Origin of the sequence: Pararhodobacter oceanensis, assembly GCF_003076755.1 — a bacterium.
Lineage (GTDB): Bacteria > Pseudomonadota > Alphaproteobacteria > Rhodobacterales > Rhodobacteraceae > Pararhodobacter > Pararhodobacter oceanensis.
The window spans coordinates 568,857-589,086 of the sequence record NZ_QDKM01000001.1; the positions used below are offsets into that span (position 1 = coordinate 568,857).

The window sequence follows — 20,230 nt, forward strand, 5'->3', positions numbered from 1 at the left end:
GCCCGCATGGCTTATCCGCGCCCCGAATGACCCGGGTGCTCTTTTTCCACGCAGCATAACGTTAACCGTTCCTCAAGAAAAGCCTGCAGACGCAAGGCGGCGCGGGCGATAGCATCAACTTGCCGACAGGACTGAATAAGGGGTGCGCGTTACGAGGGGTCGCGCCAGCGGTTGACCATCGGATAGCGCCGGTCGAGATGCAGCGCGCGGGTGCTCAGCCGCACACCGGGCGCGGCCTGATAGCGTTTCCATTCCGAAATGTAGATCAGATGCTCGATGCGTTTGACCGTCTCGCGGTCGAGCCCCTCGGCAACCAGTTCCGCGACGGAAAGATCGCGGTCCAACAGCCCCTCAAGGATCACATCCAGCACCTCATAGGGCGGCAGGCTGTCCTCGTCCTTTTGATCGGCGCGCAGTTCCGCCGAGGGCGGTTTGTCGATCACCCGCGTGGGGATCACCTCGCCCTCGGGGGCTTTCATCCAGTCGCGGTAATTGGCATTGCGCCAGCGGCAGGTCTCGAAGACGCGGGTTTTATAAAGATCCTTGATCGGATTGAACCCGCCGTTCATATCGCCGTAGATCGTCGCATAGCCGACCGCGACCTCGGATTTATTGCCGGTGGTCAGCACCATCGCGCCGAGTTTATTCGACACCGCCATCAGCAGGACGCCGCGCAGCCGCGACTGGATGTTCTCCTCGGTCAGATCCTCGGGCAGCCCGTCAAACAGCGGTGCCAGCGCCTGTGTCACCGCCGCGCGCGGACCGGAAATCGCGATTTCATCGAGTTTGACGCCCAGCGCCTGCGCCACCTGCTCGGCGTCTTCCAAGGAATGCTCTGAGGTGTATTCCGAGGGCAGCATGATGCAATGCACATTTTCGGGCCCCAGCGCATCGGCGGCAATCGCCGCCACCAGCGCCGAATCGATCCCCCCCGAGAGGCCCAAGAGCACCCGCTGGAAGCCCGATTTCTGCAGGTAATCCCGGGTGCCGGTGACCATCGCGTGATAGTCGCGCTCATAGTCCTCGGGCATCGGCGCCAGATCGCCGGGCGTCACCTGCCAGCCGTCGTCGCCTTCGATGAAATCGACATGGGCGATGGCTTGGGTAAATCCGGGCAGTAGATGGGTCATATGGCCGCGCGCATTGAGCACAAAGCTGGAGCCGTCAAACACCTGATCATCCTGCCCGCCGATGAGATTGACATAGACCAGCGGCAATCCGGTCTCGACCACCCGCGCCACCATATGGTCGATGCGCGTGTCATGGCGGCCGCGCGAATAGGGCGAGCCATTGGGCACCAGCAGGATCTGCGCGCCGGATTCCGCCTGCGCCTCGGGCACCTCGTCAAACCAGGCATCCTCGCAGATCGGCGAGCCGATCACCAAAGGCCCGACGCGGTAGGGGCCGGAGATATCAGCGGCAGTGAACAGGCGCTTTTCGTCAAACACCATGTAATTGGGCAATGTGTGTTTCTTCACCACCGCCGAAATCCGCCCCTCTTGCAGCACGTAGTAAGCGTTGAACAGCAGCTCGCCATCGAGATGCGGCGCGCCGATGCCGATCGCCGGCCCCTCGGCGCAGTCTGCCGCCAGTTCGGCAATCACCGCCATCGCGTCGCGGGCAAAGGCCGGTTTCTGCACCAGATCCTGGGTCTGGTAGCCGGTCAGGAACATCTCGGGGAAGGCGATCATATCCGCCTTGGCCGCACGCGCCTCGCGCCAGGCTTCGCGGGCGAGATCGGCATTGGCGCGCAGGGCGCCAACGGTGGGGTTGAGCTGGGCAAGGGTCAGGCGAAAGGTCTGGGACATGGGGCTTCCGGTTCGCAAAGGGTCGCTGCTTCATATCAGGTTGCAGCCGAGAGAAAAGCACCGGCGGGCGATGGAGGTCGGCGGGGCGGGAATAAAGCGCCTTGCGGGGGGCGCGGTGCGGGGAAGTTGCTGGGAAACGTGGCGCCCGAAGGCTCAGCCGGAGTGCCCCCATGAGAATAGATTTGCGCCCGCCAGTGGAACTGGAATTGCTCAAGGCACAGGGCCGCGCCCGACCCTGGGTGGGCGCCCCACCGTCGCCACAACGCGCTGCGCTCAGAAGCACGAATGTCGGTTGCACGGCGCGTGACACCTCCAAGGCGCCCTCCCATGGGGAGGGTCGGGCGCGGCCCGTGGTTCCCACGAGCCTGACGATTGAACCGAAGCACCTCCAAGGGCAAGGGTCGCGCCCGACACTGGATGGACGCCCTGCACTTGCCGTAACGCCCTGCACGCAAAAGCAAGAACGCTAGCCGCATAGCGAATGACACCGCAAATGCACCTTGCGTGGAATCAAGGCGAAGCCGCCACGCATCGCCAGACCGCCCCATCGGGCTGGCGATCTGTTGCCGCGGGCGCTTCGTTCAGGTGATGGGAGTGGAACGCACCATAAAGTGCGTTGTTCCGTCGTTGCATCGCCATCCCGCGGTCTAGCGATGCGCGGCTTGCGCCCAGTGGGGAGGGTCGGGCGCGGCCCGTGGTCCCAAAAGCCTGACGGTTGAACCGCAGACACTCCACGCGCAAAGTCCCGCAGCCAAATCCTCTCCGACGCGGCGTCCTCACTGGACAAGACCGCACCGCGCCGCCTAATTTGCCGCGCAAAGCAAAGGGCGCGCCATGAAACATCTCGACGATCTGAACCTGACCTTCACCACGCTGACCCTCGACGACGAGGGGATCGCCACCCTGTCGCTGAACCGCGCCGACAAGCGCAATGCGCTCAACGCCGATACCGTTGACGAGCTGATCGATATCTTCACCGTGGTGCCCCGCGCAGGTGTGCGCGCCGTGGTGCTGCGCGCCGAGGGCACGCATTTCTGCGCCGGTCTCGATCTGGTCGAGCACCATACCGAGGACCGCCGCCCCGAAGACTTCATGCATGTCTGCCTGCGCTGGCATGAGGCGTTCAACAAGATGGAATACGGCGGCGTGCCGGTGATTGCCGCGCTCAAAGGGGCGGTGGTCGGCGGCGGGCTGGAACTGGCGTCGTCAGCGCATATCCGGGTGGCGGATCATTCGACCTATTTCGCCCTGCCCGAGGGCCAGCGCGGGCTCTTTACCGGCGGCGGTGCGACGATCCGCGTCGCCGATCTGGTCGGCAAGGACCGGATGATCGACATGATGCTGACCGGCCGCGTCTATCAGGGCGAGGAGGCAATCGCGCTGGGTCTGGCGCAATATCTGGTCGAGGACAGCGAGGCCAAAGCCTATGAGCTGGCCCGCGCTGCTGCCTCGAACCCGCCCCTATCGAATTTCGCGATCTGCTCGGCGATCAGCCATATGCAGAATATGTCGGCAATGGATGCGGCCTATGCCGAGGCGGTGGTGGCGGGGATCGTCAACACCCAACCCGCCAGCCGCGCCCGCCTTGCCGCCTTCGCCGATAAATCCGCCGCACGGGTGCGCCCGAACGAGGGGTGAGCCTCACGGTTGCGCGCCCATCTTTGTGCCGCAAATATCCTGAGGGATGAATTGGCCGCAGGCCAAGACGGGGGCAACGCCCCCTTCGCCTTTCACCGTTCCCAGCAGCGCGATTCAACTTTCGCAACGGAGCGCATCGCCAGACCGCGGGGTGGCGATGCGACCTTGGAACGATGTGCTTTATGGTGCGTTCCACATCCATCATCTGAACGAAGCGCCTACGACAACATATCGCCAGCCCGTGCGGGCGGTCTGGCGATGCGCGGCGGCTTACGCCTTGATTCCGCGCGTAGAGGAAGAGTCGAAGCGCCTGTATCACTGTACCATTCAAGCTAAAATCTGAGCACAATGTTAGCCGAGCAGCGCCAGACCGCGGGATGGCGACCGACCGTTGAGCAGCGCGCTTTATGGCAGCAAACTCCGTCCATCATCAAAGCGACGCTCCAAGTTCAACCAAATCGCCAGCCCGGGGGGGCGGTCTGGCGATGCACGGCGGCTTCGCCTTGATTCCGTGCGAAATGCGTAATGTGCGGGCGATCTTGCTCATTCGTTGAAAAGATCCGCCGCGTCGGCGAGACGATGAACGGCGATTTGCGCCTTGTTACACTGCATCGTGGGAATAGGGCTAGCCCTCGTACTGCACCCTGCCCGTCACAGAGCACAACACGAGCCGCGCATCGCCAGACCGCGGGATGGCGACCGCACGTTGAGCTAAGAGCTTTATGGCGCGTTCTACTTCCATCATCTGAACGAAGCGCCTGCGGCAACAGATCGCCAGCCCGTGAGGGCGGTCTGGCGATGCGCGGCGGCTACGCCTTGATTCCGCGCAATGGGAGAGCAACTTGCCAGCGCTTGCAGATTGGCCTGCGGCACGGATGAGTTTGGCCTCGGCAAAAGTCTTGCCGCGGCAGTGGGACGAAGCGCGGCGGTGTCGCGGTTATTCGGCGCCAAACAGCCCCGCCCTATTTCCGCAGGAACTGCCAGATCCAGATCAGCGCCATTGCGCCCGCGACGGCCAGCACGAAGGTCACCATCCAGCCGCCGGCGGTCAGGATCAGCCGCAGCACCAAGCCGCCGAACAGCGCGCCCAGCACCCCGATGCCCATCGCGCTTGGCAGGTCGACATTCACCCGCATCAAACGCGTCGCCAGCAGACCCGCTGCCGCCCCGATCACCACCAAGAGAAGCAGGCCGGGGACCATCAGGCGCCAGAGACCCCGGCGGAAACACCGGCAGAAACACCGGCAGAAACACCCGCCGACCCGGCAGCCCCACCCGCCGCTTCCGCCGCGATCTGGGCGCGCGATTTGCGGCCCCGCTCGGTGGCGGATTTGAGCTGCCCGCAAGCGGCCATGATATCCTCGCCGCGCGGAGTGCGGATCGGGCTGGCGTAACCGGCTTTGAAAATGATGTCGGCAAAGGCCTCGATCCGCTCCCAATCCGAGCGCTCATAGGGCGCACCGGGCCATTCATTGAACGGGATCAGGTTGATCTTGGCGGGAATACCGCGGATCAGCTTCACCAGCCGCCGCGCATCGGCGTCGGTGTCATTAATCCCCTTGAGCATCACATATTCAAAGGTGATCCGCTCGGAATTCGACAGCCGCGGATACTCGCGCAGCGCGCCCAACAGCGCCTCGATGTTCCACTTTTTGTTGATCGGCACCAATTTATCGCGGGTCTCGTCGGTGGTGGCGTGAAAGCTCACCGCCAGAAGACAGCCGATTTCCTCGGCGGTGCGGGCGATCTCGGGCACGATGCCGCTGGTCGAGAGGGTGATGCGGCGGCGCGAGAGGGAAATCCCCTCGCCGTCCATCACAATCCGCATCGCGTCGCGCACATTCTCGAAGTTATAAAGCGGCTCGCCCATGCCCATCAGCACCACATTCGAGATCATCCGGTCCTCGCGCCGCGGCTCGCCGGGGATATTCCATTCCTCAAGGTCATCGCGGGCGATCATGATCTGCCCGACAATCTCGGCGGTGGTCAGATTGCGCACCAGTTTCTGGGTGCCGGTGTGGCAAAACGAACAGGTCAGCGTGCAACCGACTTGCGAGGAAATGCACAGCGTGCCGCGCCCCTCTTCGGGGATATAGACGGTTTCGACCTCATGGCCGCCGTCAATGCGCAGCAGATATTTGCGGGTGCCATCGGCCGAGACCTGACGGGTGACAATCTCGGGCAGGCGGATCTCGAAGGCCTCGGCGAGCATCGCGCGGTAGTCTTTCGACAGGTTGGTCATCACCTCGAAATCGCGCACGCCCCAATGATAGAGCCACTGCCAGATCTGCCCCTCGCGCATCTTCGCCTGTTTCTCGGGCGTGCCCTGGGCGATCAGCGCCTCACGCAGTTGCACGCGGGTCATGCCGATCAGATTCGGCTTGCCGCCCTCGGGCGCCTTGCGCGGGAGGGTGAGAACATCTTGGGTGATGGGCGCGGTGCCGGTCATGTCAAAGCCGTGGGTTCAGGAAAATACCCGAGGCATATAGTGCATTTCGCGCGGCCTGAACAGGGCAAGGCGGTGCAAAGTGATCTAGGGGGGCGAAGCGCCGCGCATCAGGGGGTGCTGCGCTTGGCACGAAGGGCGGGACGGGTGGGTGATGTCGCTCGATAGCTATCAGCGCCAGTTACCTAAGAGCCCCCACTCGACGCATAGCACGAAGGGACGCGCCTGACCCTGGGTGGGCGCCTGCCCTCGCCTCCACAAAGCATCGCACTCAAAAGCATCCATGTCGGTTAGGCGGCGAACCACATTGCCAATGCGCCTCGCGCGGAATCAAGGCGTAAGCCGCCGCGCATCGTCCCACCGACGCGGCAGGCGATTATTCAATGAATTATCGCCGAGAGCGGGGACCGCCCCCCCCGGGCTGGCGATCTGTTGCCGCTGGGTACTTCGTTCAGATGATGGATGTGGAACGTGGCATAAAGCGCTTCGTTCCGCCGTTGGACCGCCATCCCGCGGTCCGGCAATGCGCGGCTCGCTCCCGTGGGGAGGGTTGGGCGCGGCCCGGGGTGCCCCCGGGCGGGACCGGTGGGTGATGTTGCGCGGAACCCCTTAGCGCCGGTAATCTCAGAACACCCGCTCGACGCATAGCACGAAGGGACGCGCTCGACCCTGGGCGGGCGCCCTGCCCTCGCCAGAATGCACTGCGCCCACAAGCTTCAATGCCGCACCCGCCACACCCGACATCGCCAAGGCGCCCTCCCATGGGGAGGGTCGGGCGCGGCCCGTGGGGGCCACGGGCGGGACGGGTGGCGAACGCAGCGCGGAAAAATTATAGGTCCAATCGCCCATGCGCACCCACTCCAAGTCAAGCGCGGAGGGACGCGCCTGACCCTGGGAGGGCGCCTGCACGGTCTCCACAACGTATCGCGCTCAAAAGCATCCATATCGGTTGCGCCACCCCGCCATCGCCAATGCGCCCTCCCGGGGGGAGGGTCGGGCGCGGCCCGGGGTGCCCCCGAGCCTGACGGGTGGGTGAAGGACGCACCTCACCCCCGAAACGCAAAAACCGCCAGCCCTCGGGCCAGCGGTTTGATCTGCAACACAATGCGCGCTGTTTACTCGGCGCAGCGCCGCTGGGCCTCTTCGGTGGCGGCGGTCAGGCCGAACAGGTTGAACGTGTCCTGCGTCCGCGTGCCGCGCGACGAGAACGCCACCAGCACCGCGTCGCGGCCACGGCGCAACCCGGCGAGGATGCGCGCATCCTCCTCCGGCGAGGCCGCCCAAGCCCATTCGCCATCAACGAACAGCTGATAAGTGTCGTCGCCCACGGTCATCTCGACGGTCGAGCCCTCGCGGAACGGATAGCCGCCGGTGAAGGAAATCTCGGCTGCGTCGCCCTGCCCTTGCCGGTAGGTGGCGAACATCAGGATATCCCCGCGCCGCACCGAGACCGCGCGCCCGTCGCGCGTGTTCACCGTCTCAGCCGGTGCCGAGACCGCCCAGCACTCGCGCGGGGTGCCGTCAACGAACACGCTCCACGCGGTTTCCACGGCCACGCGGTTGGTCGATTCCTGCGCCGCCACCGGCGCTGCCGAAAACCCGCTTGCGATAAGCGCCAAGGCGAGCCCTGCGGCGCCTAAATTCAACGATGCTGCCATCTGCCTATAAGCCTCCAGCCTGTTTCACACTCCCCATACGCCCGGCCCTGTCTATCAAGGCTTTCATCTGGCGCAACAGGGGTTTGCCCGGTAGATTGCCTCTTACCGCGTTTTTCGCTGGCAGAGAAACCCCTGTTGGCGGAATATTGCGCAACTGTGATGGAGGTGGGCGGTGATGGACGTCGAAACGGGGGCAAAAACCGGGGCCAAAGCTGGTGCCAAAGCTGATGTCGGTGCGGGCGCGGTGCCGCTGGTGGAGCTCTGGCGCGGCGAGATGCTGGAAAGCCAGCATCTGGGACATGCGGTGATCTCCAACGGCGCCGGTGAGGTGATCGAGGCTTGGGGCAACCCGGCGGCGATGATCTATCCGCGCTCAAGCTGCAAGATGGTGCAAGCGATGCCGCTGCTGGAATCGGGCGCCGGTGCAGGGCTGAGCGAGCGTCAACTGGCGCTGGCCTGCGCCTCGCATCAGGGCGCGGCGCTTCATGTCGAGGCGGTATCACGCTGGCTCGCCGATCTCGGGCTGGGCGAATCGGATCTGCGCTGCGGCGTGCAAGACCCCGCCGATATCCTTGAGCGCGACCGGCTGATCTGCTCGGGCGATGCCGCCTGCCAGTTGCACAACAATTGCTCGGGCAAACACGCGGGCTTTCTGACCCTGAACCAGCATCTCGGCGGCGGGCCCGAGTATATCGAGCCCGACCATATCGTGCAGCGCAGCATCCGCCAGAGCTTCGAGGAAATCACCGGCGAGGACAGCCCCGGTTACGGCATCGACGGCTGTTCGGCGCCCAATTTCGCCACCTCTGTGGCGGGGCTGGCCCGCGCGATGTCCCGGTTTGCCGCCGCCACCGAGGGCGATTCGCGGGGTCGCGCGATGGTGCGTCTGCGCGAGGCGATGGGCAAATATCCCGAGCTGGTGGCGGGCGAAACCCGCGCCTGCACCGAATTGATGCGCGCGATGAATGGACAGGTGGCGGTGAAGACCGGCGCCGAGGCGGTGTTTGTGGCGATCCTGCCCGAACAAAACCTCGGCATCGCGCTGAAGGTGATCGACGGCGGCACCCGCGGCGCCGAAGCGGCGATCACCGCGCTATTGACCCGCGCCGGTGTCTTGGATGCGGGCAATCCCGCGGCGCTCAAACGTCTTGGCGGTCCGCTGCGCAACTTCAACCACCGCGAGGTGGCACAGATGCGGGTAGCGGATGGGTTCGCCGGGGCCTGACGCGGCGCCGTTAACCTTGAAACGGGTTAACCCCTGATTGCCCCCGATTTGCCCCCTGACCGGCTTGCCAAAGCGGGCGCCTCCGCGCAGAATCCGCAAAACAGCGGCCAAACGCGGCGATGGCGCGCCAAAACTCCGGGGGACAACACGCGGCATGGAATTCGACTATGTGATCGCCGGTGGCGGCTCGGCGGGCTGCGTGCTGGCCGCGCGGCTCTCCGAGGACCCGAGTGTCAGCGTCTGCCTTGTCGAGGCCGGCGGCAGCGGGCGCAGCCTGTTGATTCGCGCCCCCGCCCTGGTCGCCTCGATGGTCTCGGGCCGCCCGAAGATCCACAATTGGGCCTTTCACACCACGCCGCAGCCCGGTCTCAACGGGCGCCGCGGGTTCCAGCCGCGGGGCAAGGCGCTGGGCGGCTCCTCGGCGATCAACGCGATGCTCTATCTGCGCGGCCAGCGCGCCGATTACGACCTCTGGGCCGATCTCGGCGCCGAGGGCTGGGACTGGGCCGGCTGCCTGCCCTATTTCTTGCGCGCCGAAGATAATATGCGCGGCGCCTCCGGCCTGCATGCCATCGGCGGGCCGCTGAAAATCGCCGACCAGCGCCAGCCGCGGGCAATCAGCGAGGCTTTCATCGACGCCTGCGAGGACAGTCAGATCCCGCGCAACGAGGATTTCAACGGCCATACGCAGGAGGGCGCCGGTCTCTATCAGGTGACCCAGTTCCACAAGGGCAAGCATAAGGGCGAGCGCTGTTCGACGGCGGCGGCCTATCTGCATCCGGTGATGGCGCGGCCCAATCTGACCGTGCTCACCCGCCGTCTGGCCACCCGCATTCACTTGACCGAAGGCCGCGCCACCGGCCTGACTGTGCGTCATTTCGGCCGCAAACAGCTCCTCAAGGCGCGCCGCGAGGTGATCCTCTCGGCCGGTGCTTTCGGCTCGCCGCAACTTCTGATGCTCTCGGGCATCGGCCCCGAGGCGGAACTCAAATCCCATGGTATTGCGCTGCAACATGCGCTCGAGGGCGTCGGGCAGAACCTGCAGGACCACCTTGACTATATCATCAGCTACACCTCGAAACGCGCCGATGTGGTCGGGCTGGGGCCAAAGGGCCTCGCCCGCCTCGCCCGCGCCGGTCTTGAGTGGCGCAAATCCGGCGAGGGGCTCTTCGCCTCGCCGATGGCCGAGGCCGGGGCCTTTATCAAATCCGACCCGGCATTGGCCCGCCCCGACCTGCAACTGCATTTCGTCATCGGTCTGGTCGATGACCACCTGCGCAAGCTGCACCTCAAGGACGGGTTTTCCTGCCATGTCTGCGCGCTCAACCCGCAGTCGCGCGGGCGCGTGGGCCTGACCTCCGCCAATCCCGCCGCGCCGCCTAGGATCGACCCCGCGTTTCTCTCCGATCCCCGCGATCTGCCGGTGCTGATGGCCGGTGCGCGGCTGATGGAGCAGGTGCTCACCAGCCCGCCCCTCGCCCCCTGGCGCGCCACGCCGCTCTATCCGCATGACGGCAGCGATGCGGCGCTCGAGGCCGATATCCGCAACCGCGCCGATACGATCTATCACCCCGTGGGCACCTGCCGCATGGGGGTTGATGATCTCGCGGTCACCGATGCCGATCTGAGGGTCCACGGGATCAAGGGCCTGCGGGTGGTCGATGCCAGCGTGATGCCAAGACTGGTCAGCGGCAATACCAATGCGCCGACGATCATGATCGCCGAACGCGCCGCCGATCTGATCCGCAACGCCGCGCCCTAACCCCTTCATCTTTGTGCGATAAATATCCTCGGGGGTTCCCAAGGGGGTGGAAACCCCCCTTGGCCGCGCGCGGGGCCACCCCGCCGGTTTGCGCGGGGCTCGATGCCCCGCGCAAACCGCCCCCCTCAACGCAATGGGCCGCCCCAAAGGGCGACCCATTACCACGCATCACACTCGCTACTTACGCTTACGCGACAAACAACTCCCGCGCTTCCGCCCCGTTGAGCACCGGACGCGCCGCGGCAAATCCCGCACCTGCGGCCAGCGCCGGGAACAGCCCCAGCAGTTCCGCCCGGGTGCTGTCTTCCAGCGCATTGAGCACCGCCTCGCTGGGCTGGAAGCTCTCGCTCCAGCTGCCCTCGGCGCGGATGATCTCATGGCGCTCGCACATCACATGGATATAGCTGACATCGCCCAAAGCCTCTTGCGTCACCCCCGGAAGGGCCAAGAGATCGGCAGCCGTCACCAGAACCTCACGCTCACCGAACATCAATTCCGCCCGCGCGCCGGTGACCAGCATCCGGTGGCGCGGTGAAACCAAGAGATCCTCCTCGGGCAAGCCAGCACCTAAGGCCCCCGCGGCGATGCGGATCGGCGCCGCCTGCGGACAGGTCGCCAGTTCCGCCGCGCTCAAGTCACGCCGTCCGACCCAAGCCAGCGGCTGATAGCCATTGTCGCGGGTCAGCACCTTGTCGCCCGGCACCAGATCCTCGACCGCGCGCTTGCCGCGCAAAGTGTCGATCATCGTGCCCGGGGTAAAACAGATGATTTCCTCGAAATTCTCGAAATCCATCCGCGAGCCATCGGGGAAATTCACATAGCCGGTGAAAGTATTGGTGCCGTCGCCATTATCCACCGTGCTGGTGATGGTCACCGCCGGTGCCGGATCGCCGGGCGCAGGATCGGGCAAGACCAGCGTATCAAATCCGTCAGAGCCATTCACCGTGCCGGTGGTCGTGGTGACAATCTCGACCCGGTCATCGCCCGAACCCAGATCCAGCCGCTCGATTTCCTCGAAACTGGCGGTCGAGCCCTCATTCGACATCGTGCCTTCTTCGTCACCGGTATAGACGACCTGCACATCCTCGGTGATCGCCGAGCCATCGAGCGTATCGCCCGCGGTCTCGCCGGTCTCGCCGCCGACAATCTCGTGATTGCCAAAACCGTCGAAGACCTGAAACACATCATCGCCCGAGCCACCATGGGCGGTGTCATCGCCGATATCGGTGACCAGCGTGTCATTGCCAAACCCCGGCTCTGGCGGATCCGAGGGATCGAGACCACCGGCATCACCCGGGTTATGGTCGCCGATCAGCAGATCATCGCCGGCGCCGCCGATCACCAGATCATCGCCCGCGCCGCCGATCAGCTTGTCGTCACCCTCATTGCCCTTGAGCGTATCATTGCCGGCATCGCCCCAGACGGTGTCATTGCCCATGCCGCCAAGGATCTGGTCATGCCCGTCGCCGCCAAACAGCATATCAATGCCGTCGCCACCCTCGATGGTGTCATCGCCACGCCCGCCATACACCGTGTCATTGCCGCCATTGGCTTTGACATGCGAGCCGTGGTTGTCCATCTGGTCGCCTTCGGCATCGGTATAGCCCGAGCCCATGATCTCGCCAGTATCGAGACCGTCAACAATGCCGTTGGTGACCGGCGGCGGCGTGGTGGTCGGATCTGTGGTTCTCGGCGGCATATATCATTCTCCTGAGGTTCCGCCAAAGCGGATCTGGCATGGTTAAAAGGCGCCGCGCGAGCGGAGCAGCAAGATGAAATCTGGGTTAATGGAGCGATCCGCCAACCCGAACTATGGGCGCCAAATCGGATCAGGGGCAGGCCACGGCAAACGCCATGGTTGAAATGATTGTCTCCACCCCGGAACAGGTTTGGCAGCCGTCCCTCGGACCACCCCCACGGCCCGGATCTCCAATCAGAGACCTTGAGTAGTTATAACAAATTCTCAACAAAAACAAAAAAGAATCCTTGGCGAGCAGCGCGCGCCACCGTCCCGCGGGCTTGCAAAATTGGTTAATTCCACCGCGGGCGTTTCCAAAATGAGAACGCCGCGCATCGCAGTTTTGCCATATTTCGGCCAATTGACCGCCCGAATTGCGCCATTGCCGCCACAGTCCCAGCGGCGCCCACAACCTATGGATTAGTATTGTCGCAATTTGCGAAATGCGAAATCACGCGCAATTTACCGGCGCTTTGCCGGGGTTTGCCACGGTTTGCGTTTCTGAAATCGGGCCAATGGGCCGCTTGCGCGCAGATTGTTCACATATCCATGCCAAAGGTGATTCGGCGCCCCGTGTTTTGCCGCAGGGGCCTCACGCCGCCCCCTGCCCCGCAGCGCGCTTGTGCGATAAGGCCGCTTTGGCTATCCCTTTGACACTTGGCGCGCATTTGCCCGCCTCAGAGGCGCCCGACAATAGACAGGCCAGATATGCAAATCGACCCGACGCAGCTTGACGGCGTCTTCCTCCTTACCCCGCGCCGCTTTGGCGATGCCCGCGGGTTTTTTGCCGAGACATGGAACGAAGCGACCCTACGCGAGGCCGGATTGCACCTGCCGCATTTCGTACAGGACAACCACTCCTTCAGCGCCGCGCGTGGCACGGTGCGCGGGCTGCACTATCAGGCACCCCCAGTTGCGCAGGGCAAACTGGTGCGTTGCGCGCGCGGGCGGTTGATAGATGTCGCGGTGGATGTGCGGCGCGGATCACCGACTTACGGGCAATGGATCGCAGAGGAACTTAGCTTCGAGAACGGTCGCCAATTGTGGATCCCGCCGGGGTTTCTGCACGGTTTCGCCACGCTCGAACCTGACACCGAGATCGCCTATAAATGCACTGCACGCTACGCGCCCGAGGTCGAGGGCGCGGTGCATTTCAATGATCCCGATCTGGCGATTGACTGGGGCGTGGACCTCACCACCGCCGTGGTCTCGCCTAAAGACGCCGCGGCCGCCGCCTTCGCGGATTGGACCTCGCCCTTTACCATGGAGGGGGTATGAAACTCCTGATCACCGGCGGCGCCGGTTTCATCGGCAGCGCCGTGGTGCGCCGGGCGATTGCGCAGGGGCATGAGGTTGTGAACCTTGATTGCCTGACCTATGCCGCCTGTCTGGAGAATATCGCCAGCGTCGCCGACAGCCCCGCCTATGCCTTCGAGCAGGTCGATATTTGCGACGCCGCCGAGGTTGCCCGCGTCTTTGCCAGCCACCGCCCCGATGCGGTGATGCATCTCGCGGCCGAAAGCCATGTCGACCGCTCGATCGACGGGCCCGGCGATTTCATCCGCACCAATGTCACGGGCACCTATGTGCTGCTCGAGGCGGCGCGTGCCTATTGGCAGGCGCAGGGGCGGCCCGAGGGCTTCCGCTTTCACCATATCTCCACCGATGAGGTCTATGGCAGCCTCGGTGATCATGGTAAATTTACCGAAGATACGCCCTATGATCCGCGCAGCCCCTATTCGGCCAGCAAAGCCTCCAGCGACCATCTGGTCCGCGCCTGGCATGAGACCTACGGGCTGCCGGTGGTCCTAAGCAATTGCTCGAACAATTACGGCCCCTATCACTTCCCCGAAAAGCTGATCCCGGTGGTGATCCTGAACGCGCTGGCGGGCAAGGAGATCCCCATCTACGGCGAGGGTGCGAATGTGCGCGATTGGCTCTATGTCGAGGATCACGCCGAGGCGCTGCTCTTGGTGCTGCAACAGGGCGCATTGGGCCGCAGCTACAACATCGGCGGCGAGAATGAGGCGCGCAATATTGATCTGGTGCGGATGATCTGCGCGCTACTGGACGAGATGCGCCCCGATGCCGCACCGCATGACCGACTGATCACCTATGTCACGGACCGCCCCGGCCATGATCTGCGCTATGCGATTGATCCGACACGGATTTCTACCGAGTTGGGCTGGCGGCCTTCGGTGACATTGGAACAGGGGCTGCGGCTGACCGTGGAATGGTATCTGGAGAATGAGGACTGGTGGCGGCCCTTGCAAGCCCGCGCGGGCGTCGGCGAGCGGCTCGGCACCAAGGCGTAATCCGGCAAGCCCCAAACGGCGCGCGCGGCGTGCCCGAAATAGAGATGTGAGCGCATATGAGAGTGTTGGTATTCGGCGAAACGGGACAGGTGGCTTTGGCGCTCAAGCGGCTGACAGGGCACAATCCACAGGGCCCCCATCAGGCCATATTCCTGCCCCGCGCCCATGCCGATCTCATGGACCCCGCCGCCTGCGCCCGCGCGATCCGCGCCACGCGCCCCGCGGCGGTGATCAACGCCGCCGCCTATACCGCCGTTGACGACGCCGAGGCCGATGAAACCGCCGCCAGCGTGGTTAACGGCGCCGCCCCCGCCGCGATGGCGCAGACATGCGCCGCGCAGGGCATTCCGCTGGTGCATATCTCCACCGATTACGTGTTTGACGGCACCGGCAGCACCCCGTTTACCCCCGATCACCCCACCGCCCCGATCAACGCCTATGGCCGCTCGAAACTCCTCGGCGAACAGGGGGTGGGTGCCGCGCAGGGTATCCATGCGGTGCTGCGCACCAGTTGGGTGGTCTCGGGCGACGGGGCGAATTTCATCAAAACCATGTGCCGCCTAGGCGCCACCCGTGACACGCTCTCGGTGGTCGCCGACCAGATCGGCGGCCCGACCCCGGCCGAGGCAATTGCCGCCGCCTGCCTGAGCGTCGCCGAACAACTGCGCGAGACGCCCAAGAAGTCCGGCGTTTACCATCTTTCCGGCACGCCCGACACCTCATGGGCCGATTTCGCCCGCGCGATTATGCAAGCGGCCGCTCTGCCCTGCCAGATCACCGATATCCCCAGCAGCGCCTATCCGACACCGGCCCCGCGCCCGCTCAACTCCCGCCTTGATTGCCGCAGCCTGTTTGACACCTTCGGCATCCCCCGCCCCGATTGGCGCGCCGCCCTGCCGCAGATCATCGCGGATATCAAAGCCAAGGGCTGAACACGCCAAATCCGGCCTGAAACCAGACCGAAAACCACTCAAAACTCCGGAATATTGGTGCCCGAGGTGAGATTCGAACTCACACACCCGTTAGGGCGGAGGATTTTGAATCCTCTGCGTCTACCGTTCCGCCACTCGGGCACAGGGGCGATTTATCCTGCCTGTCGGGCACGGTCAATGGGTCAAATCCCCCATCCTGCGGCTTGACGGCTTCAAAGCCATAGGGCAAGGCCGTGATCGGACAAACGGGACCCGATACATGCACATCATCAGAACGCTCTACGAATGGACGATTTCACTGGCCGCGCACCCGCGAGCGCTCTGGGCACTGGCGTTTATCGCCTTTATCGAGGCCTCGGTGTTCCCGATCCCGCCCGATGTGCTGATGATCGCGATGATCGTGGCGACGCCCTCCAAAGCCTTCCGAATCGCCGCCGTGGCGACCGTGGCTTCGGTGCTGGGCGGGCTCTTGGGCTATGCGATCGGCGCGCTGGCCTATGAGCAGATCGGGCTGCCGATCCTTGAATCGCTGGGCAAGGTCGACTCGATGGAAGCCTTCAGCGAGCGCTTCAACTCCTTCGAGTTCTGGCCGGTGCTGATCGCCGGTCTGACGCCGTTCCCGTATAAAGTCATCACCATCATGTCGGGCTGGACCGGCCTGCCGCTGGCGACCTTTATCATCACCTCGATCGTCGCCCGCGCCGGTCGCTTCTTTCTGGTCGCATGGCTGCTGCACCGCTACGGCGCACAGATTCGTGACTTTATCGAGCGGCGTCTGGGCTTGATGACCATCCTCTTCGTCGTTCTACTGGCTGGCGGATTCTATGCGGTGAAATTCCTGTGAGAGATTGGTCATTGGCATTCATAGCGGGGCTTGGCTCGGCGGCGCTGCTGGCTGGCGCGTTCTTCTTTCAATATGTCGTCGGCCTCGCGCCCTGTGAGCTCTGCATCTGGCAGCGCTGGCCCCATGCCTTGGCCTTCGTGCTGGGGCTGGTGGCGTGGTTCATCCCGACCAGCTGGTTGATGGGTTTGGGCGCGGCGGTGATGGCACTGTCCTCGGCGCTGGGGCTTTATCACACCGGTGTCGAGCGGCTCTGGTGGGACGGTCCCGACAGTTGCTCGGGCGGCGGCAATATCGGCTCGCTGAGCCCCGAGCAACTCCTTGACCAGATCCTTGCCGCGCCGGTGGTGCGCTGCACCGATGTCGCATGGGAGATGCTGGGCCTGTCGATGGCCAGCTGGAACGGGCTCGCCTCTTTGGGCCTGATGCTGGTCTGGCTGATCGCCATGCGCCGCGCCTAAAACCGCATCCCGTTACGCGCGCCCCACCCCTTCATCTTGCCAAAAATACTCAAAAAAACCCCGCGCGCCACAATCGGCACGCGGGGTTTTCCTTGTCTTACGCTGGCCACGGCCCGAAAGCCCGCAACGCTCAGCTTTCCGGCGGCAACACCCGCAGGCGCAATTCGCGCAGCTGCTCGTTGGTCGGCTCGGAAGGCGCGTTCATCATCAGGTCTTCGGCGCGCTGGTTCATCGGGAACATGATCACCTCGCGGATATTCGCGGTATCGGCCAGCAGCATGACGATCCGGTCGATCCCTGCGGCGCAGCCACCGTGCGGCGGGGCGCCGTATTTGAACGCATTGACCATACCGCCAAAGCGCTTGCGCACCTCGTCCTCGCCATAGCCCGCCAGTTCAAAGGCTTTGAACATGATCTCGGGCTTGTGGTTGCGGATCGCGCCGGACAGGAGTTCATAGCCGTTGCACGCCAGATCATACTGGTAGCCGCGCGCCTCCAAGGGATCGCCCTCGAGCGCCGCCATACCGCCCTGCGGCATCGAGAAAGGGTTGTGCGAAAAGTCGATCGCGCCGCTCTCGTCGTCGGCTTCATACATCGGGAAATCGACGATCCAGGCAAAAGCAAAGCGGTTGTGGTCGGTCAGCCCCAATTCCTCGCCGATCACCGTGCGCGCACGGCCCGCGACGCCTTCAAACGCCTTGGGTTTGCCGCCGAGGAAGAAGGCCGCATCGCCGACGCCGAGCCCCAACTGCTGGCGGATCGCCTCGGTGCGCTCGGGCCCGATGTTTTTCGCCAGCGGTCCCGCCGCTTCCATCCCCTCGCCCTGATCGCGCCAGAAGATATAGCCCATGCCGGGCAGCCCCTGTTCTTGCGCGAATTTATTCATCCGGTCGCAGAATTTGCGGCTGCCGCCCTTGGGTGCGGGGATCGCACGGATCTCGGTGCCCTCCTGCTCCAAGAGCTTGGCAAAGATCGCAAAGCCCGAGTCGCGGAAATGCTCGGAGACCACCTGCATTTTGATCGGGTTGCGCAGGTCGGGCTTGTCGGTGCCATACCAGAGCGCAGAATCGGCAAAGGAGATCTGCTGCCAGTCGGTGTCGACCTTGCGGCCACCGCCGAACTCTTCGAACACGCCCTGCAGCACCGGCTGGATGGTGTCGAACACATCCTGCTGGGTGACAAAGGACATCTCCATATCCAACTGGTAAAAGTCGGTCGGTGAACGGTCGGCGCGCGGGTCTTCATCGCGAAAACAGGGCGCGATCTGGAAATACTTGTCGAAACCGGCGACCATCATCAGCTGTTTGAACTGCTGCGGCGCTTGCGGCAGGGCATAGAATTTGCCCGGATGCAGGCGCGAGGGCACCAGAAAATCGCGCGCACCTTCCGGGCTGGAGGCGGTGATGATCGGCGTCTGATACTCGCGAAAGCCCTTGTCCCACATCCGCTTGCGCATCGACATCACCACATCGGCGCGCAGTTTCATATTGTCCTGCATCGCCTCGCGGCGCAGGTCGAGAAAGCGGTATTTGAGGCGGGTTTCCTCGGGGTATTCCTGCTCGCCAAAGACCATTAGCGGCAGTTCATCGGCCGCGCCCAGCACTTCGAGTTCGCGCACGAAGACCTCGATCTCGCCGGTCGGCAGCTTCGGGTTAACCAGTTCCGGCGCGCGGGCCTTCACCTCGCCGTCGATGCGGATGCAATATTCGGCGCGCACCTTTTCCATCTGCGCGAAGGCGGCGCTGTCTGGATCACAGAGCACCTGCGTCATCCCGTAATGGTCGCGCAGGTCGATGAACAGAATGCCGCCGTGGTCGCGCACACGGTGCACCCAGCCCGAAAGGCGAATGGTCTGGCCCACATTTTCAGCGGTCAGGTCGGCGCAGGTATGGCTGCGAAAGGCGTGCATCACGGGCTCCGTGCGTAGGACTAAGGATTGACCGGATACACAGGTTGAAGGCGGCGAAGTCAAGCCCGCGGCCCGGCTTCGGCGTCAAACATCCCGCAAGGAATGGGGAAAATGCCGGTTCAGGCGTCCGCCGCACCGCCGGCGGCGAAAAACACCCCGTCAGCGAGCACCTGTGCCACGGTGTCACGCTTCACCATCTGCGCTTCATTGGCATAGGCGTAGGTCAGCGACAGATCGCACAGCTGGTTGATCAACCGCGGCACACCCTCGGTCGCCTCATGGATCAATTGCGCGGCCTGACGGCTGAAAATCCCCGGATTGCCCCCCGCCTGCCGGATGCGCGAGGCGATATAGCCGCCGGTCGCCACTACATCGAGCCGCGGCAGATGGTAAGAGGCGGCGACACGTTGGGCGAATTGCACCAGATCGGGGCGGCGCACCATCGCCCGCAACTCGGGCTGGCCAACCAGCAGAAGTTGCAGCACCTCGTCACGTCCGGCGTTGATATTGGTCAGCATCCGCAGATCCTCGAGCGCATCGCGGTTCAGGTTCTGCGCCTCGTCAATGACCAAAAGCACGCGTTTGCCCTCGCGGTGCTGGCCCTGCAGGAAACTCTGGATCAGCGCGAATTTATCCGAACTATCCACCCCCGTTGCCACCTCGAGCCCGAGCGCAGCACAAACGCGGCGCAGGATGTCATTCACCCCCATCCGCGCGTTCGAGATCATCCCGATCGTCACCTCTTCGTCCAGCGTGTCGATGAAATGATGCAGCAGGGTGGTTTTGCCCGCCCCGATCTCGCCGGTCAGCAGGGTGATCGGCGCGCGGGTGCTCAACCCGTAATCCAGCATCGCATAGGCGCCGCGATGGGCGGGCGACCAGAACAGATATTCAGGATCCGGCGCCAGCGCAAAGGGCCGCTCGCGCAGGCCGAAATGTTCCAGATAATAGCTTAACGCCTGCGACATGCCCTGTTCCGACTGCCTTTGCTTCGATGATTGCGCGATGACACCCGCGCCCGCCGAAAACCGGACGGCGCAAGCGCGGCTGTAATGCACCAGGTGATATAGGGCAACTTGGGCGACATTACCAAAAACCTGCGGCGGTTTCGCGGCAGCGGGGCAAAATCCGCGCCCCGTGCTGCGCCCCGTTGCCCCGTGGCCGCCGCAAAAGTGATTCGAGTCCGGCCTGCCTGCGGTGTATTCTCCCCGGAAATCGCGTTAACCATAATGCACCGGGTTCGGCGCATCGCGGCAATTGGCCGGTGATTGTTTCTTGCGTCGAAACAATAAGCCTATAATCCGGCATTCTTCGCATTTTGCAACGCATTCCGCAATGCGCATCTGTGCTAACCACCTGACAACGAAGAGTTTACCACAGGCTTGCGCCAATTTGGCTCTAATTTGTTTTCCTTTTGACTGAAAAGCGGCTAAAACATGTCATAAGTTAATCGGCAATCCGCTTGGGGGAGTGGCGGCCGGTGTTTGACACATCAGA

The 20,230-nt window shown here is 63.8% G+C and carries 15 protein-coding genes and 1 tRNA gene; 8 read left to right on the forward strand and 8 right to left on the reverse strand.

Going from position 1 to position 20,230, the window contains the following annotated elements; all coding sequences use genetic code 11:
* Positions 1 to 149: 149 nt before the first annotated feature.
* Positions 150 to 1,808 carry an NAD+ synthase gene (locus DDE20_RS02500; RefSeq protein WP_116556851.1) on the reverse strand — a complete coding sequence of 553 codons (1,659 nt, stop codon included), beginning with the start codon at positions 1,806 to 1,808 and terminating at the stop codon, positions 150 to 152.
* Between the two features lie 834 nt (positions 1,809 to 2,642).
* Between DDE20_RS02500 and DDE20_RS02505 the strand changes: the two genes are divergently transcribed.
* A complete protein-coding gene (locus DDE20_RS02505) occupies positions 2,643 to 3,446 on the forward strand; it encodes a crotonase/enoyl-CoA hydratase family protein (protein ID WP_116556852.1) in 804 nt (267 codons plus the stop codon).
* A 962-nt stretch (positions 3,447 to 4,408) separates the two neighbouring features.
* Here DDE20_RS02505 and DDE20_RS02510 read toward each other — a convergent pair.
* The 3 genes from DDE20_RS02510 to DDE20_RS02520 form a co-directional block, all read right to left on the reverse strand.
* Positions 4,409 to 4,648 carry a GlsB/YeaQ/YmgE family stress response membrane protein gene (locus DDE20_RS02510; protein ID WP_116556853.1) on the reverse strand — a complete coding sequence of 80 codons (240 nt, stop codon included), beginning with the start codon at positions 4,646 to 4,648 and terminating at the stop codon, positions 4,409 to 4,411.
* The gene (gene rlmN / locus DDE20_RS02515; protein WP_116556854.1) at positions 4,648 to 5,895 is read right to left on the reverse strand and encodes a dual-specificity RNA methyltransferase RlmN; all 1,248 of its coding nucleotides are present in this window, start codon (positions 5,893 to 5,895) and stop codon (positions 4,648 to 4,650) included. The genes DDE20_RS02510 and rlmN overlap by 1 nt, the downstream gene beginning before the upstream one ends.
* 1,112 nt (positions 5,896 to 7,007) lie before the next feature.
* Positions 7,008 to 7,550, reverse strand: coding sequence for an invasion associated locus B family protein (locus tag DDE20_RS02520; protein WP_116556855.1), 543 nt, complete (start codon positions 7,548 to 7,550; stop codon positions 7,008 to 7,010).
* A gap of 175 nt (positions 7,551 to 7,725) precedes the next feature.
* Here DDE20_RS02520 and DDE20_RS02525 point away from each other — a divergent pair, with 175 nt between their 5' ends.
* Positions 7,726 to 8,775, forward strand: a complete 1,050-nt coding sequence (locus tag DDE20_RS02525; protein ID WP_116556856.1) for an asparaginase — start codon at positions 7,726 to 7,728, stop codon at positions 8,773 to 8,775.
* 154 nt (positions 8,776 to 8,929) lie between these two features.
* A complete protein-coding gene (locus DDE20_RS02530) occupies positions 8,930 to 10,537 on the forward strand; it encodes a GMC family oxidoreductase (RefSeq protein WP_116556857.1) in 1,608 nt (535 codons plus the stop codon).
* A 187-nt stretch (positions 10,538 to 10,724) separates the two neighbouring features.
* On the opposite strand, the gene DDE20_RS02535 is transcribed toward DDE20_RS02530, so the two are convergent.
* Complete coding sequence (locus DDE20_RS02535) at positions 10,725 to 12,236, reverse strand: Hint domain-containing protein (RefSeq protein WP_116556858.1); 1,512 nt, start codon at positions 12,234 to 12,236, stop codon at positions 10,725 to 10,727.
* 747 nt (positions 12,237 to 12,983) lie between these two features.
* Between DDE20_RS02535 and rfbC the strand changes: the two genes are divergently transcribed.
* Genes rfbC through rfbD form a run of 3 tightly spaced genes read left to right on the forward strand, consistent with a single transcriptional unit; the run spans position 12,984 to position 15,522 of the window.
* Positions 12,984 to 13,553 (forward strand): dTDP-4-dehydrorhamnose 3,5-epimerase, encoded by a 570-nt coding sequence (gene rfbC / locus DDE20_RS02540; RefSeq protein WP_116556859.1) that lies wholly within the window; start codon positions 12,984 to 12,986, stop codon positions 13,551 to 13,553.
* A complete protein-coding gene (gene rfbB, locus DDE20_RS02545) occupies positions 13,550 to 14,590 on the forward strand; it encodes a dTDP-glucose 4,6-dehydratase (protein WP_116556860.1) in 1,041 nt (346 codons plus the stop codon). The genes rfbC and rfbB overlap by 4 nt, the downstream gene beginning before the upstream one ends.
* 56 nt (positions 14,591 to 14,646) lie before the next feature.
* Positions 14,647 to 15,522: a dTDP-4-dehydrorhamnose reductase gene (gene rfbD, locus DDE20_RS02550; RefSeq protein ID WP_116556861.1), complete on the forward strand. Its 876-nt coding sequence runs from the start codon at positions 14,647 to 14,649 to the stop codon at positions 15,520 to 15,522.
* Between the two features lie 55 nt (positions 15,523 to 15,577).
* On the opposite strand, the gene DDE20_RS02555 is transcribed toward rfbD, so the two are convergent.
* Positions 15,578 to 15,663: transfer RNA gene (locus DDE20_RS02555), tRNA-Leu, on the reverse strand.
* Positions 15,664 to 15,787: 124 nt separating this feature from the next.
* On the opposite strand from DDE20_RS02555, the gene DDE20_RS02560 reads away from it, so the two are divergent.
* Entirely contained in the window at positions 15,788 to 16,366 is a 579-nt protein-coding gene (locus DDE20_RS02560) for a YqaA family protein (RefSeq protein WP_116557229.1), read from the forward strand.
* 11 nt (positions 16,367 to 16,377) lie between these two features.
* Positions 16,378 to 16,824: a disulfide bond formation protein B gene (locus DDE20_RS02565; RefSeq protein WP_240607814.1), complete on the forward strand. Its 447-nt coding sequence runs from the start codon at positions 16,378 to 16,380 to the stop codon at positions 16,822 to 16,824.
* A gap of 130 nt (positions 16,825 to 16,954) precedes the next feature.
* Here the strand turns inward: DDE20_RS02565 and aspS are convergent, their stop codons facing one another.
* Entirely contained in the window at positions 16,955 to 18,733 is a 1,779-nt protein-coding gene (gene aspS, locus DDE20_RS02570) for an aspartate--tRNA ligase (protein ID WP_116556863.1), read from the reverse strand.
* A 119-nt stretch (positions 18,734 to 18,852) separates the two neighbouring features.
* Positions 18,853 to 19,701 (reverse strand): ExeA family protein, encoded by an 849-nt coding sequence (locus tag DDE20_RS02575; RefSeq protein ID WP_116556864.1) that lies wholly within the window; start codon positions 19,699 to 19,701, stop codon positions 18,853 to 18,855.
* Between the last annotated feature and the right edge of the window lie 529 nt (positions 19,702 to 20,230).